This window comes from Caballeronia eucalypticola (assembly GCF_047608185.1).
Classification (GTDB): Bacteria; Pseudomonadota; Gammaproteobacteria; order Burkholderiales; family Burkholderiaceae; genus Caballeronia.
In genome coordinates this window covers 38,797-54,658 of sequence record NZ_JBLKRU010000006.1, presented here as the reverse complement: position 1 = coordinate 54,658, position 15,862 = coordinate 38,797, and the positions used below count along the sequence as shown (strand labels likewise).

The following is a 15,862-nucleotide window of genomic DNA, read 5'->3' as shown; positions in this document are numbered from 1 at the left end:
ATCGTCATATCGAAACCCTCTCCCGGAGACACACGTGAGCAATCTGAACATACGCAAGGTGGCCGTACTCGGCGCCGGCGTGATGGGCGCGCAGATCGCTGCGCACCTGATCAACGCCCAGGTGCCAGTCCTGCTGTTCGACCTGCCGGCAAAAGAAGGTCCGAAGAACGGCATCGCGTTGAAGGCGATCGAAAATCTGAAGAAGCTGTCGCCCGCGCCGTTCGGCGTGAAGGACGACGCGCAATACATCCAGCCCGCGAATTACGACGATGACATCGAGAAGCTGAAAGAGTGCGATCTCGTGATCGAAGCGATCGCCGAGCGCATGGACTGGAAGCACGACTTGTACAAGAAGGTCTCGCCGTACATTGGCGAGAAAGCGATTTTCGCGACCAATACGTCGGGGCTGTCGATCACGGAGTTGTCGAAGGGTTTCTCCGATGAACTCAAGGCGCGTTTTTGCGGCGTGCACTTTTTTAATCCGCCGCGCTACATGCATCTGGTCGAACTGATTCCGACCGATACCACGCAGCCGCAGATTCTCGATCAACTTGAAACGTTCTTGACGAGCGTGGTGGGCAAGGGCGTCGTGCGGGCAAGGGACACGCCGAATTTCATCGCAAATCGCGTGGGCGTGTTTTCGATTCTTGCGGTGATTGCAGAAGCCGAGAAGTTCGGACTGCGTTTCGATGAAGTCGATGACCTCACGGGCGCACGTCTTGGCCGCGCGAAATCGGCGACGTTTCGCACGGCGGATGTGGTCGGTCTCGACACCATGGCGCACGTCATCAAGACGATGCAGGACAACCTGCCGGACGATCCCTTCTTCGCGTTGTATGAAACGCCGGCTGTGCTCGCCGGTCTGGTGAAGAACGGCGCGCTGGGGCAAAAATCGGGCGCTGGGTTCTACAAGAAAGAAGGCAAGGCGATCAAGGTGCTGGACCCGAAGACGGGAACCTACGTCGATGGCGGCGGCAAGGCGGATGAACTCGTCGGCCGTATCCTGAAGCGTCCACCGGCTGAACGCCTGAAGTTGCTGCGCGAATCGGAACATCCGCAGGCTCAATTCCTGTGGTCCATTTTCCGCGATGTGTTTCATTACATCGGCGTACATCTTGAGTCCGTTGCAGACAACGCGCGCGATATCGACCTCGCGATCCGCTGGGGTTTTGGCTGGAACGAAGGTCCGTTCGAAGGCTGGCAAGCGGCTGGCTGGACGCAAGTGGCGAAGTGGGTGCAGGAAGATATCGATGCGGGTAAGGCGTTGTCGAAAGCGCCGTTGCCATCGTGGGTGTTCGACGGTCCTGTGGCCGAGAAGGGCGGCGTGCATACGGCTGAAGGATCGTGGTCGGCTACAGCTTCCAGGTACGTCCCGCGTTCATCGCTCGACGTTTATAAGAAGCAGGTATTCCGCGCACCGTTGATCGGTGAAACAGGTGTCGATCCGAAGACCTACGGCAAGACGCTGTTCGAAACCGACGCCGTGCGTGCGTGGGTCGATGACCGCGCGGGCGAAGACGATGTCGTGATCGTGTCGTTCAAGAGCAAGATGAACACGATTGGACCGTCGGTGATCGAAGGTTTGACGAAGGCGATCGAACTCGCTGAAGCCAAGTACAACGGCGTCGTCATTTGGCAAACGTCCGCGTTGAAACTCGGTAATCCGGGCGGCGCGTTCTCGGCCGGTGCGAACCTTGAAGAAGCGATGCCCGCGTTCATGATGGGCGGCGCGAAGGGTATCGAACCGTTTGTGAAGAATTTCCAGCAGGGCATGTTGCGCGTGAAGTACGCGAGCGTGCCGGTGGTGGCGGCGGTGTCGGGCATCGCGCTCGGCGGCGGTTGCGAACTCGCGCTGCATTCGGCGAAGCGGGTTGCGCACATCGAAAGCTATTTGGGGCTGGTGGAAGTCGGTGTGGGTCTGGTGCCCGCTGGCGGTGGTTTGAAGGAAGCGGCGTTGCGCGCAGCGACCGCGGCCAGCGCCGTGAATGCAACCAGCGATCTTCTGAAATTCGTGCAGAAATCGTTTGAAAACGCCGCGATGGCGAAGGTGTCGGCATCGGCGCTGGAAGCTCGCGCGATGGGGTATCTCAAACCCTCCGACACGATCGTTTTCAACGTGCACGAATTGCTCGATATCGCCAAGAAGGAAGCGCGCGCTTTGAGCGCTGCAGGTTATCGCGCGCCGTTGCGTGCCGTGCAAATCCCCGTTGCAGGACGCTCGGCAATTTCGACCATCAAGGCGTCGCTCGTGAACATGCGCGATGGCCGTTTTATCAGCGACCACGATTTCCTGATCGCTAGCCGTATCGCGGAAGCGGTGTGCGGCGGCGATGTGGAAGCAGGCAGTCTCGTCGACGAAGAATGGCTGCTGGCGCTCGAGCGTCGTGCGTTTGTCGAGTTGCTCGGCACCGCAAAGACGCAAGAACGGATCATGGGCATGTTGCAAACCGGTAAGCCGGTTCGTAACTAACGCGCGCACCTTTTGGAGCTGCAAATGAGCAAACAAGTGCAGGACGCATATATTGTCGCCGCGAGCCGGACGCCTATCGGCAAGGCGCCGCGCGGCATGTTCAAGAACACGCGGCCGGACGAACTGCTCGTCCACGCGATCCGTTCAGCCGTCGCGCAAGTGCCCGGGCTGGATACGAAGCTGATCGAAGACGCAATCATCGGTTGCGCGATTCCCGAAGGCGAGCAAGGCCTGAACGTGGCGCGTATCGGCGCGTTGCTCGCAGGCCTGCCGAACTCGGTTGGCGGCGTGACCGTGAACCGCTTCTGCGCATCGGGCGTGACCGCATTGGCGATGGCCGCTGACCGCATTCGCGTCGGTGAATCGGACGTGATGATCGCAGGCGGATGCGAGTCGATGAGCATGGTGCCCATGATGGGCAACAAGCCGTCGCTGTCGCCGCATATCTTCGATCGCGACGAGAACGTCGGCATTGCTTACGGCATGGGCTTGACCGCCGAACGCGTGGCCGAGCGCTGGAAGATCAGCCGCGAAGCGCAGGATGCGTTCTCGGTGGAATCGCATCGACGCGCATTGGAAGCGCAACGCACCGGCGAGTTCAACGATGAAATCGCCGCCTTCACGCTGAACGAACGTTTCCCGGATCTTGCCTCAGGTGAGATTCGCGTGAATTCGCGCGAGATCAGGAACGACGAAGGCCCGCGTCAGGACACGACAATGGAAGGGCTCGCCAAATTGCGTCCCGTCTTCGCGGCAAAAGGTTCGGTCACGGCCGGCAACAGCTCGCAGACTTCCGACGGCGCGGGTGCGTTGATCGTGGTCAGCGAGAAGATCCTGAAGCAATTCAACCTGACGCCGCTCGCGCGTTTCGTGAGTTTTGCGGTGCGTGGCGTGCCGCCGGAAATCATGGGTATCGGGCCGAAGGAAGCCATTCCTGCAGCGTTGAAAGCGGCGGGATTGACGCAGGACGATATCGACTGGATCGAACTCAACGAAGCATTCGCTGCGCAATCCTTGGCTGTGATTCAGGACCTTGGACTCGATCCGTCGAAAATCAATCCGCTTGGCGGCGCGATCGCATTGGGCCATCCGCTTGGCGCGACCGGCGCCATTCGTGCCGCCACGGTCGTGCACGGCTTGCGCCGGCGCAACCTGAAGTACGGCATGGTGACCATGTGCGTGGGAACGGGCATGGGCGCGGCGGGCATTATCGAACGGATGTAATCACGTATTAGCCAATGCAAAACGACGGTTCGCGCACCACCCGGTTCGCGGACCGTTTCTTCATTCAGGATTCGTTCAGGAGACAGGAATGGACATCATCACCGAACACGTCGATGGCGTGTTGAGCATCACCATCAACCGTCCGGCCCGGAAGAACGCGTTAACCGCCGCGATGTACCAAACAATGGCCGACGCTTTCTTCGATGCCGAAAACGACCCCGCCGTGCGCGTCGTGCTGATTCGCGCAGTCGGCGATACGTTCAGCGCGGGCAACGACATCGAGGACTTCATGAAGGCGCCGCCCGCGAAGCAGGACGCGCCGGTGTTCCAGTTCTTGCGCCGCATCAGCACCGCGCAGAAGCCGGTGGTGGCAGCGGTAAGCGGCGGGGCGGTGGGTATCGGTACGACGATGCTGCTGCATTGCGACCTGGTCTACGCAGCGTCGACGGCCAAGTTCGCGCTGCCGTTCGTGCAGCTTGGGTTGTGTCCCGAAGCGGCGTCGAGTTTGCTCTTGCCGCGCATTGCGGGTTATCAGCGCGCGGCGGAGAAACTTCTGCTGGGCGAATCTTTCGATGCCGCTGAGGCCGCAAATATGGGGATCGTGAACCGGGTTTTATCGGCGGAAGAAGTGGACGCGTTTGCTATGAAACAGGCGAAGAAACTCGCGGCGTTGCCGCCGGCATCGTTGAAGGCGACCAAAGCGTTGATGAAGGGCGGTCAGGCTGGAGAAATCAGCGCGCAGATGGCGGCAGAGGCGGAGCACTTCGCCCACATGCTGACCGCGCCCGAAGCGAAGGAGGCGTTCACGGCTTTCTTTGAGAAGCGCAAGCCGGATTTCAGCCGGTTCAATTAAAAGCTTGGGCTCTCGGATAAACCGAGGGCTCAAGTGGCAAGAAGTGCCAAGGGCCACGCTTAACGCGTGGCGCCGTCCACGCAGCCGTAGTCCACAAAGCCGTTTTCCCGCGCAAAACTCACCAGCCGCAACCCCGCCTTTTCCGCGATGGAAATTGCCAGCGACGTAGGCGCGGAAATGGTGACGAGCATCGGCACACCGACCCGTGCCGATTTGCGCACGAGTTCGTAGCTTGCCCGGCTCGAAAGGAATACGAAACCTTGCGTAGTGTCCACGCGTTGCAGCACCAGATGCCCGATCAATTTGTCGAGCGCGTTGTGGCGGCCCACGTCTTCGAATGCGTATTTGACCGCGCCGCTTTCATCGCACCAGGCGGCTGCGTGCAATGCCCCCGTCAGCTTCGATAACTGCTGGTGCGCCGGCAATTCACGCGCGGCGTGAGCAATGGCGTCGCTCGCAAGACGCTTCAAAAAGCCGGTATCGGGCACGCGTTCAGGCTGCAGATCGAGCAAGTCGATACTCTCGATCCCGCACACGCCGCAGCCCGTTCGTCCGGCCAATGCCCGGCGTTTTTGCTTCAGCGCGACAAATGCCTGCTGCACCACCTGCAGATGCACTTCAGCGTGTGGCAAGGTGTCGCTGGCAGGGGTATCGTGGAAAAATACCTCGATGTCGTGAATGTCACTGCCGCGCTCCACAATGCCTTCGGTCAGCGAAAAGCCCACCGCGAACGCTTCCAGGTCGCGCGGCGTGCACATCATGACCGCGTGCGAAATGCCGTTGTACACGAGCGCGACGGGCCATTCCTGGCCGACGTCATCGGCGGCGTCGCGTGTTTCGCCCAGCCGGTGCCGCCGCACGGGGCGCTGTACGTAGCCCGGTTGATCGTCGATGTCTGTGTCATTCATTGCATGGCTCACTTGCTGATTGCTTTCGATGTCGCGTTTTAGCCGCTACTCATGAGTATTGTCGAGATAAATTCGGGCACACCGCTTGCTCCTCTATGGGGCAGCAGACACACTATAAAGCCGTTCAAGGCCCTACGATAACCTACCGCGGCCTCACCCGCTTTCCCTGTCCAATCACGCCAACGAGGCACCTCATGGCACTTTACGACGCTCCGCGCCTGTTCGGATTCGAACTGGAGTCGACTGAGAATCTGAGCTTTATTCCGCTCGTCGTGCGCTTTAACCTGGACCGCTTCGGCCGGATCATTTCGCTCGATCAGTGGAGACGACTGCCGTACAGCGACCGGGAACTGCTCGCGCGCTTTCCGGTTGAAGACGACGCTGCGATCGAACCCAATTTCGACCAGGCGCTTGCCGAGATGCTGCGAACGCACGCCGACGCGAAGCCGGAGACCTTCGAACCCGATAGCGATCCAATCTGGGCGCATACCGACGTCGTGCCTGAAACCGTGATTCGCCAAAGCAGTTTGTGCGGGATCAACTCGCCGAGTCTTGGCCGGTGGTCGGAGCTATCGCGGTTCCAGCGTTACGCGCTGGCGAAGTTATCGCGTAAGGCCGATGTCAACCACGACTTCGTTCCGGCGATGCGGGAGTTCGGTCTCGCCGACTAAAAGCTTCGTTGAGCATGTGGGGCTGCCTGTGGTGAAAACCGACCGGATGCGTTCCGCGTGCGTGAACCGGATCCCCGGCGAGCGGGTCCGGTCGAGGCTTGCGCTGCGCCCCAAACCTGACAAACTTGTCAAACGCGCCACGTCTTTCGCTTGCGCCACGCACGCGAAACCCCTCAAAACCGCGTCTTTTAAGCGTCCACCCTAAATTCCCCCGAACGCCTGCCGATAATTAGCCATCGATACACGGAAATCGATGCGAAGACGTGCCCCCGTCTTCCCGGCCCCGCCGCCCGGACGGCGATCGAACCCACATGAACTCATTCTTTTCCCGCCGCTTGTTGGTGAACCTGGCCGTCGTACTGATCGCCATGGGGGCGAACGCGTTCGTCGCCTACCAGCAAATCGATCGCCAAAGCGATGCGGACGCGCGCACGGGGCGCTCGCTCAACCTGATGCGCGACCTGGACGCGTATCGCAGCGCCCTGGGTGAAATCCTCCCGGAAATAAGCTGGTACGAGGCAAGCGGGGTACTCACACCAGTCGATGTGCGCGAGACGCGTACAGAGCATATCAACGCGTTGGAAAGCGGTCTGCGGGCCCAGATCGATTACGAACCCGACATGAAAGGCGCGTTCTACCTGCTCGGCGAAAGCGCGCGCATCGCGAAACGCGACGCTCAATCGGCGTTCGAACGCGCCGCCATAGACCAACCCGGCGGGTCCCGCGGCTGGGCCGAGCAAGCGGTCCGCCGTCTCACCGAAGACCAGCAATCACTCGATGTCGAACTGACGGTCCTGCGTGCAAGGGAAGCCGATTCGCTCGCGGTGGCGCTCAATGAATCCGCGCTGGCGTCCAGCCGCGCGGTGATCCTGCTGATCCTGACCATGCTCGCCGGCGGCGCCGCGCTGATCTACACCTTCGCGCGCCACGAGAAATCGGCGCGCGACAAGCTGCGGATTGCCCGGGCGATGCAACGCAGCAACGAACGTTTCCGCGATCTGTTCGACGCGCATCCGGTGCCCATGTGGATTGTCGAAGCCGCGACGTATCGCTTCGTGGCGGTGAATCCGGCCGCGCTCGCGCATTACGGCTACAACGAACTCGAATTCATGTCGATGAGCGTGCGCGACCTGCACGCCGACGACGACTTCGACCGGTTCGCCACCGTTCTCGCACGCCACGCAGGCATGCCCGTCGGCAATCAGCCGCGACAGACGGGCGCACAACGGCCGGCGAGTGTCTGGCGGCACAAGCGTCGCGACGGTACGCAGGTGAGCGCTGACATCTCGTCACACGGGCTGACCTATTCGGGGCATCCGGGCATTTTCATGCTCGCCAACGATGTCACCGACCGTATCAATGCCGAGACCGAGGCACGGCGTTCGAAGCAGATGCTGGAATCGCTTATCGACAATATTCCGCAGCGGATCTTCTGGAAGGATCGGGACTCGCGTTATCTGGGCTGCAATTCCGCGTTTGCCCGCGATGCCGATCTCACCAGCAAAGAACAGGTCGTTGGCATGACCGACGCCGATCTGCCCTGGTGGCGCTCGGCCGCGCAACTTCGTGAGGATGACTGCCGGGTTATCGCGACGGGCGAGCCGCTGATGAACCTGGAATGCGACGTCGAGCGCGACAGCGAAGTGCGCGCGTCGATCACCAGCAAGATGCCGCTGCTCGACGGGGCGGGGCGGATTATCGGCGTGCTGGGTTCGTACGATGACACGACCGAGCGCAAGCGCGCTGAACTGGCGCTGCGCCTGCAAAGCCGTGCGCTCGATGCCTGCGTGAACGCCGTGCTCATTACTGGCACGAGCGCCACGGGCAACGTGATCGAATATGCGAATCCGGCGTTCAAACGCATTACGGGTTACGACCCGGCGGACATTGTGGGCCGCGATTGCCGGTTCCTCCAGCGCGACGATCTCGACCAGGAAGGCCTTGAAGCAATCCGCACGGGTCTGGCCGCGAACCGGGAAGCGAGCGCGGTCCTGCGCAATTATCGTAAGGATGGCGTGCTGTTCTGGAATCAGCTGTTCATCGCGCCCGTGCCGGATGCGCAGGGCCGCACGACGCATCACGTCGGCGTAATTAACGATGTCACCGAAGTGGTCCGTTATCAGGAGCAGCTCGAATATCAGGCTAACTACGACCCGCTGACGCGGCTGCCCAACCGCAATCTGCTGCGTAACCGGCTACAAGACGCGATTGACCGGGCGCGTCAGGAGGGGACCTCGCTGGCCGTAGTTTTCGTCGATCTCGATGGTTTCAAGAACGTCAACGATAGCCTTGGCCACAGCGTAGGTGACCGCTTGCTCGCGGTGGTCGCCGAGCGGCTGGCGCGTTGCGGGCGCACCGGCGATACGGTCGCGCGCCACGGCGGCGACGAGTTCGTGATCGTGCTTCCCGACATGGCCTGCGAAAGCGCGCTGATCGCCTGGATGGAGCGCGTGCGGACCGCCATTTCGGACCCCGTATGGCTCGATGGCACGGAGATGTATGTCGGCTGCAGCATGGGAGCGAGCCTGTTCCCGCAAGATGGCGATGACGCTGAAACCGTGCTCAAGAAAGCCGATATCGCGATGTATCGAGCGAAGGACATGGGGCGCAACACGTATCAGTTCTATCAGCCCGAAATGAATGCCAGCGTGGGGGCGCGGATGGACGTCGAGCGGCGTTTGCGCCGGGCGTTGCGCGACGGCGAATTCCTGCTGCACTACCAGCCGCAAGTCGATCTGAGCACCGGCGAGATTGTCGGCATGGAAGCGCTCGTGCGCTGGATGGACCCGGAGTTTGGGCTGGTCTCGCCGGGCGCATTTATTCCGGTGGCCGAAGAATGCGGGCTGATTGGGCCGTTGTCGGAGTGGGTGCTGCGCGAGGCGTGCCGGCAAAACAAGGCGTGGCAGGATGAAGGATTGCCGCCGGCGCGGATGTCGGTGAATCTGTCGGCGCGGCAATTCCAGCAACGCGATATCCGCGTTCTCGTGACATCCGTGCTGGCGGAAACGGGGCTTGCGCCGCATTACCTGGAAATCGAGCTCACCGAGAGCGCGATCATGCACAACGGGGAAGACACCGTGACCACGCTGTCGGAGCTGGCGGCGCTTGGCATCAGCATTGCCATCGACGATTTCGGGACCGGGTATTCAAGCCTCAGCTACCTGAAGCGCTTCCCGGTGGACCGGTTGAAGATCGATCGCTCGTTTGTTGCGGATATCGGCTCGCCGGGCGGCAATGAAACGATTACTTCAGCGATCATCGCGCTTGCTCACTCGCTTGAGTTGCGGGTGATCGCGGAGGGCGTGGAGACGGCGGCGCAACTGGACTTTCTCGTTGCCCGCGATTGCGACGAGATGCAGGGATTTTTCTTCTCGCAGCCGCTGCCGGCGAGCGACATTCCCGCGATGCTGCTGAACAGCCGGACCACCCTGCAACTCGATGTGCGCGAGAGTCCAGCCGGTCAGTCGAGCGCGGGCAGTGCGCGCGGACGGCGGTCGCTGTCGGTGGCCACGTAGGTCAGCGTGGCTTCCGTCACCTTCACCACGTCTTCGGTCAGGCTCATGCGCTGTGCATAGACCTCGACCGATACCGTCACCGACGTATTGCCCGTCTTCACAATATCCGTATAAAAGCTCAGCAAATCGCCGACGAACACCGGTTGTTTGAACACGAACGAATTCACCGAAATGGTCGCCACGCGGCCATTCGCGCGCCGGCTGGCAGGGATCGATCCGGCGATGTCCACCTGCGCCATGATCCAGCCGCCGAAGACATCGCCGTGGACGTTGGCATCGGACGGTTGCGGCACTACGCGCAGCGCGACCGGTTTGTTGGGGAGTTGCAGGGATTGGGTCACGAGCGGATTTCCATGAAAGAGTGGCGGGATGCCAGCGGGTCAGCGCGCCGTGGCACCTTCTGCGACAATGCAGGATTAAACGATGTTGCTGGCGCTCGGGCGAGTCTAGGTCTTTCACCCCGTTCCAGCGTGTTTTTACGGCGTCTGTCGAGTGGCTTACCGAGCATTCCCGACGCCGGGAAACATCGAATTGTACGGGAAAGCCCGCATTTTGAGACGGGCGCCCGCCCCGCGATACCTCGCTCGTCCGAGCCCGTTTTTTAATGCGGCGCGGACCTCTGCAGACCTTGAATCCATGCGCCGCAATTCTCCTTCCGAACCGGTTCCCGTCGCCAAAGGCCCGCGCAACGACTGGCAGACCATTCTCTCGCTGCTGCCGTACCTGACCACGTACAAATGGCGCGTTGGTTTCGCGCTGACATGCCTGATCGGCGCGAAAGTCGCGAATCTGGGCGTGCCGATCGTGATGAAAAAGGTCATCGACAGCCTCAGTTCCATCCAGCACCTGACCGCGCTCGGACGCGCGCAGGATTCCGCTGCGATCATCCTGGTGAGTGGCGTGGGTTTGCTGGTCGTGGCGTATGCGGTCGTGCGCCTGTCTACGTCGTTATTCACCGAATTGCGGGAAATGCTGTTCGCGAAAGTCACGGAAAGCGCGGTGCGGCAACTCGCGTTGAAAGTGTTCCGGCATTTGCATTCGCTCTCGCTGCGGTTTCATCTCGACCGGCAAACCGGCGGCATGTCGCGCGATATTGAACGCGGCACGCGCGGCATTCAGCAACTCGTTTCGTATTCGCTCTACAGCATCTTGCCGACGCTCGTGGAAGTCGGCCTCGTGCTCGGATTTTTTGTCGCGAAATACGAGGCGTATTACGCGATCGTCACGTTGATTGCGCTGGTGACGTATATCGTGTTCACGATCAAGCTCACCGAATGGCGCACGCACTTCCGGCGCACGATGAACGAGCTCGACTCGAAGGCGAATTCGCGTGCCATCGATTCGTTGTTGAACTACGAAACCGTGAAGTATTTCGGCAACGAAGAGTGGGAAGCGCAGCGTTACGATGAAAACCTGCGGCGCTATCGGACGGCTGCTATTCGTTCGCAGCGTTCGCTTTCGGTGCTTAACTTTGGGCAGCAATTCATCATTGGCACGGGGCTTGTATTTATTCTTTGGCGCGCAACGCAGGGCGTGATTGCCGGGCATCTGACGCTCGGCGATCTCGTGCTGATCAACACGTTCATGCTGCAGTTGTATATCCCGCTGAATTTTTTGGGCGTGGTGTATCGCGAGCTCAAGCAGAGTCTCACCGACATGGACCGCATGTTCACCTTGCTCGGCGCCGGGCGTGAAGTGCCGGATGTGCCGAACGCGCCGCCGCTGATCGCAAAGGGCGCTGAGGTCCGGTTCGAGAACGTGAGTTTTTCGTATGAGCGCGCGCGGCCGATCCTGCATGGCGTGGACTTTACGATTCGCGCCGGGACCACGACGGCGGTTGTCGGCCATAGCGGTTCGGGCAAATCGACGCTTGGCCGTCTGCTGTTTCGTTTCTACGATCTCGACCGCGAGCAAGGCGGGAGGATTTTGCTGGATGGCCAGGATATCCGCGATGTCGCGCAGGATTCGCTGCGTGCGGCGATTGGTATCGTGCCGCAGGATACGGTGCTCTTCAACGATTCGATCTACTACAACATTGCGTACGGTCGGCCTTCGGCTTCACGCGATGAAGTGATCGCGGCGGCGCGGGCAGCGCATATTCATGAGTTCATCGAAAGTCTGCCGGCCGGGTATGAGACGCCGGTGGGTGAGCGCGGGTTGAAGCTGTCGGGTGGAGAGAAACAGCGCGTGGCAATCGCGCGGACGTTGTTGAAGAACCCGCCGCTTCTCATCTTCGATGAAGCCACGTCCGCTCTCGACTCAAAATCCGAACGCGCGATTCAGCATGAGCTGGATCTGATCGCGCAGGAACGGACGACGTTGATCATTGCGCATCGGTTGTCGACGGTCGTGCATGCGCAGCAGATTATCGTGATGGATCACGGGCGGATCGTGGAGCGCGGTACGCACGCGGAACTGGTGCGAGCCGGTGGACTGTTTGCGCAGATGTGGGCGTTGCAGCAGCAGAAGGCAGCGGAGCCGGAAGAGGGTGGGAGCGACGCGGTGGAAGTGGGCGAGTCGGCACGGGCTTGAAACGTCGCGGCGAAGTCCTCGCGAGCACAACGGTAAAATGCGGACTTGTTCAGGGAGCATCCCCAATCAGGCCGAAGGAGCCGCATGGAACTGAAATGGCTCGAAGATTTCGTCTCGCTCGCGGAGACGCGCAGTTTTAGCCGCTCGGCTGAACTGCGGCACATTACGCAGCCGGCTTTCTCGCGCCGGATTCAGGCGCTCGAAGCGTGGCTGGGCACGGATCTTATCGACCGCTCGGTGTATCCGACGCGTCTCACGCAAGCCGGTCAGGTCTTCTACGAGCAGGCGCTCGCCATGCTCTCGCAGTTCCACGAAGCGCGCACGCTATTGCGCGGGCAGACCGGCGTGCCCGATGCGACCATCGACTTCGCGGTTCCCCACACGCTCTCGCTGACCTATTTCCCGCGCTGGCTTCACCACATAGAAGCGCGGCTTGGGCGCATCAACACGCGTTTGCGCGCTCTGAACGTGCACGACGCCGTGTTATCTCTAGTGGAAGGCGGCTGCGACCTCGTGATGGGTTATCACCATCCGAGCCATCCGATGGCGCTCGATCCTGCCCGTTACGACATGCTCACGCTCGGCACCGAACCCATCAGCCCGTTCTCATCGGTGAACAAGGGGGGCCGCGCGCGCTACACGTTGCCCGCTACCGCCGATGCCCCCACGCCGTATCTCTCGTACACCCCTAACGCTTATCTCGGTCGCATGACGGAGGTGATCATCGCGACATCGGCGGCACGTCTTTATCTCGACAAGGTTTATGAAACCGACATGGCCGAAGGTCTCAAAGCGATGGCGCTGGCCGGTCACGGCGTCGCTTTCCTGCCGCACAGCGCGGTGGCCAACGAGGTCGAGGAAGGCCGCTTGATCCGGCTCGATCGGGGAACGCGCGGCACGCCGGCAGGTCAGTTCACGCTCACGATGGAAATCCGTTTGTACCGGGACAAAATGGCATCGAAGGGAGACGATCCGCGGCAAGCCCTCATGCGTAATCTTTGGGAAGCGGTGGGCGAGGAGGTATCGAGGCCTGTGGAAACCTAATCTACATAAGCCTTCCAGCCGTTATGCAAGAAAAACATAACGCAATGATGAAACGGCATTGGATTTCAATAAGCGAATTTTCGACAATGAAGCCATTCCACATAACGCTGGGGTTTCGATGTCATCGCCGCAACAAGACCGCACCGCTTCTGCTATTCCCGTCGTTCAACACGCCATTCCCTCCTACCTCGATTCCACGCACCTTGGCCCTTGGGGCAACTATCTCCAGCAGGTCGATCGTGTGGCGCCGTATCTCGGCTCGCTGTCGCGCTGGATTGAAACTCTCAAGCGCCCGAAGCGCATTCTGATCGTCGATTGCCCTATCGAGCTCGATAACGGCACGGTTACGCACTTCGAAGGTTATCGGGTCCAGCACAACATGTCGCGCGGTCCGGGCAAGGGTGGCGTGCGCTATCACCAGGACGTTACGCTTTCCGAAGTAATGGCGTTGTCGGCGTGGATGTCCGTGAAGAACGCGGCCGTGAACGTGCCGTACGGCGGCGCGAAGGGCGGTATCCGCGTCGATCCGCGCACGTTGTCGCGGGGTGAACTCGAGCGCCTGACACGCCGATACACCAGCGAAATCGGCATCATCATTGGACCGAACCAGGACATTCCCGCGCCCGACGTCAACACGAACGAGCAGATCATGGCGTGGATGATGGACACGTACTCCATGAATATGGGCCAGACGGCGACCGGCGTTGTGACCGGCAAGCCGATCTCGCTCGGCGGTTCACTCGGGCGTAAAGAAGCAACCGGCCGTGGCGTGTTTGTCGTCGGCTCGGAAGCAGCACGCCGGATTGGCTTCGATATTGAAGGCGCGCGTATCGCCGTGCAGGGTTTTGGTAACGTCGGCGGGATCGCTGCACGCTTGTTCCAGGAAGCCGGCGCGAAAGTGGTGGCGGTCCAGGATCACACTGGCTCGTTATACAAGTCGTCAGGTATCGATGCAGTCGCATTGTTCGAGCACGTCGGCAAGCACGGTGGCGTGGCGGGTTTTGAAGGCGCGGACCCGGTATCGAAGGACGAGTTCTGGACCATTGAAAGCGACATCCTGATTCCGGCCGCACTCGAAGGCCAGATCACAGAAGAGAACGCGCCGAAGATCAAGACGAAGATTGTCGTGGAAGGCGCCAACGGCCCGACCACCACGGCAGCCGACGACATTCTCCATGACAAGGGGATTCTCGTGATCCCCGACGTGGTCGCGAATGCGGGCGGTGTGACGGTGTCGTACTTCGAATGGGTGCAGGACTTCTCGAGCTTTTTCTGGACCGAAGACGAAATCAACCAGCGACTCGAACGCGTGATGCGCGAAGCATTCGCGGCTGTGTGGCAAGTGGCGAGCGAACATTCGGTTTCCGTGCGGACGGCGGCGTTCATTGTCGCGTGTACGCGGATTCTGCAAGCGCGCGAAATGCGCGGTCTGTACCCATGATTTCAGGCATTAAAAACGTTTGCGTGCGCACGCTTTCATGAAGCCGCGCTAACGCGAAAAGCATCAAGACGCCCGGCGGCGTCCTTCGGGACGCCGCCGGGCTTTTCGCGTAAAAAGACCAAGAAAATTAGGGCAGAACCAGCGTCAATTGAAAGTGCTGAAACCCCCGCTCAGCCGCACATTAAAGCGGGTGTCTCAAAAATAACAACTGTGGACAACATTCATTCTTTCAAATTTATTACCCTGCTAAAATTGCGCCGTTTTCGCCAAGGAGATCAAATTATGAAGATTAAAAAAGCTGCGCTGCTGCTTGCTGCGCTGGGACTTTTCGCATCGGGCGCGCAAGCGCAAAACAACGATACGCTCAAGAAAATCAAAGATTCAGGGAACATTTACCTGGGTTTCCGCGAGTCGTCGATTCCGTTCTCGTATTACGACGACAAGCAACAGGTCATCGGCTATTCGTATGAGTTTGCTTTGAAGGTGGTCGACGCCGTCAAGGCAAAGCTCAACATGGCGAACCTGAAGATTCAACAAAAGTCGGTGACGTCGCAAAACCGCTTGCTGCTCGTGACGGGTAACCAGATCGACCTCGAGTGCGGATCGACGACGAACAACCTCGAACGTCAGCAACAAGTTGCTTTCTCGAACACCATCTTCGTGATCAGCACGCGCCTGATGACCAAGAAGGATTCGGGGGTCAAGGACTTCGACGACCTCAAGGGCAAGACCGTTGTAACGACTGCTGGAACCACGTCCGAACGCCTGCTTCGCAAGATGAACCAGGACAAGAACATGGGCATGAACATCATCAGCGCAAAGGATCACGGCGACTCGTTTTTGACGTTGTCGACGGGACGCGCTGTTGCGTTCATGATGGACGACGCGTTGCTGGCCGGCGAACGTGCAAAGTCGAGCAACCCGCAGGATTTCGTGATCGTGGGCACGCCGCAATCGCGTGAAGCTTATGGCTGCATGCTGCGCAAGAACGATCCGGAGTTCAAGAAGGTAGTCGATGACGCTATCGCCAAGGTCGAAACCTCGGGCGAAGGCGACAAGATCTACAAGAAGTGGTTTGAAAGTCCGATTCCGCCGAAGGGTCTTAACCTGAACTTCCCGGAAAGCGATGACATGAAGGCGCTTTTCAAGAACCCGAACGACAAGGCAATCGATTAATCTCGGTTCTACTTGATTGATGGAAACG

At 60.1% G+C, this 15,862-nt stretch carries 11 protein-coding genes; 9 read left to right on the top strand and 2 right to left on the bottom strand.

What is annotated here, in order from left to right:
* The first annotated feature begins 34 nt into the window (after positions 1-34).
* The 3 genes from ACMX25_RS09410 (at position 35) to ACMX25_RS09400 (ending at position 4,547) form a co-directional block, all read left to right on the top strand.
* Positions 35-2,470: a 3-hydroxyacyl-CoA dehydrogenase/enoyl-CoA hydratase family protein gene (locus ACMX25_RS09410; RefSeq protein ID WP_414949459.1), complete on the top strand. Its 2,436-nt coding sequence runs from the start codon at positions 35-37 to the stop codon at positions 2,468-2,470.
* 24 nt (positions 2,471-2,494) lie between these two features.
* Positions 2,495-3,694: an acetyl-CoA C-acyltransferase gene (locus tag ACMX25_RS09405; protein ID WP_414949457.1), complete on the top strand. Its 1,200-nt coding sequence runs from the start codon at positions 2,495-2,497 to the stop codon at positions 3,692-3,694.
* A gap of 88 nt (positions 3,695-3,782) precedes the next feature.
* Positions 3,783-4,547: an enoyl-CoA hydratase gene (locus tag ACMX25_RS09400; RefSeq protein ID WP_414949456.1), complete on the top strand. Its 765-nt coding sequence runs from the start codon at positions 3,783-3,785 to the stop codon at positions 4,545-4,547.
* Positions 4,548-4,606: 59 nt separating this feature from the next.
* On the opposite strand, the gene fdhD is transcribed toward ACMX25_RS09400, so the two are convergent.
* Positions 4,607-5,455 (bottom strand): formate dehydrogenase accessory sulfurtransferase FdhD, encoded by an 849-nt coding sequence (fdhD, locus tag ACMX25_RS09395; protein ID WP_414949455.1) that lies wholly within the window; start codon positions 5,453-5,455, stop codon positions 4,607-4,609.
* A gap of 194 nt (positions 5,456-5,649) precedes the next feature.
* Between fdhD and ACMX25_RS09390 the strand changes: the two genes are divergently transcribed.
* On the top strand, positions 5,650-6,126 hold the full coding sequence (locus ACMX25_RS09390; RefSeq protein ID WP_414949454.1) for a nitrate reductase associated protein: 477 nt from the start codon (positions 5,650-5,652) through the stop codon (positions 6,124-6,126).
* A 311-nt stretch (positions 6,127-6,437) separates the two neighbouring features.
* Complete coding sequence (locus tag ACMX25_RS09385) at positions 6,438-9,641, top strand: sensor domain-containing protein (RefSeq protein ID WP_414949452.1); 3,204 nt, start codon at positions 6,438-6,440, stop codon at positions 9,639-9,641.
* Here ACMX25_RS09385 and ACMX25_RS09380 read toward each other — a convergent pair.
* The gene (locus ACMX25_RS09380; protein WP_165086138.1) at positions 9,587-9,982 is read right to left on the bottom strand and encodes an acyl-CoA thioesterase; all 396 of its coding nucleotides are present in this window, start codon (positions 9,980-9,982) and stop codon (positions 9,587-9,589) included. The genes ACMX25_RS09385 and ACMX25_RS09380 overlap by 55 nt on opposite strands.
* 295 nt (positions 9,983-10,277) lie before the next feature.
* Here ACMX25_RS09380 and ACMX25_RS09375 point away from each other — a divergent pair, with 295 nt between their 5' ends.
* The 4 genes from ACMX25_RS09375 to ACMX25_RS09360 all read left to right on the top strand — a co-directional run bounded on the left by ACMX25_RS09375 (position 10,278) and on the right by ACMX25_RS09360 (position 15,834).
* Positions 10,278-12,173, top strand: coding sequence for an ABCB family ABC transporter ATP-binding protein/permease (locus ACMX25_RS09375; protein ID WP_414949451.1), 1,896 nt, complete (start codon positions 10,278-10,280; stop codon positions 12,171-12,173).
* An 84-nt stretch (positions 12,174-12,257) separates the two neighbouring features.
* Entirely contained in the window at positions 12,258-13,217 is a 960-nt protein-coding gene (locus ACMX25_RS09370; RefSeq protein WP_414949449.1) for a LysR family transcriptional regulator, read from the top strand.
* A gap of 118 nt (positions 13,218-13,335) precedes the next feature.
* Positions 13,336-14,658 (top strand): Glu/Leu/Phe/Val family dehydrogenase, encoded by a 1,323-nt coding sequence (locus ACMX25_RS09365; RefSeq protein WP_414949448.1) that lies wholly within the window; start codon positions 13,336-13,338, stop codon positions 14,656-14,658.
* 282 nt (positions 14,659-14,940) lie between these two features.
* Positions 14,941-15,834, top strand: coding sequence for a glutamate/aspartate ABC transporter substrate-binding protein (locus ACMX25_RS09360; RefSeq protein ID WP_414949446.1), 894 nt, complete (start codon positions 14,941-14,943; stop codon positions 15,832-15,834).
* Positions 15,835-15,862 lie beyond the last annotated feature (28 nt).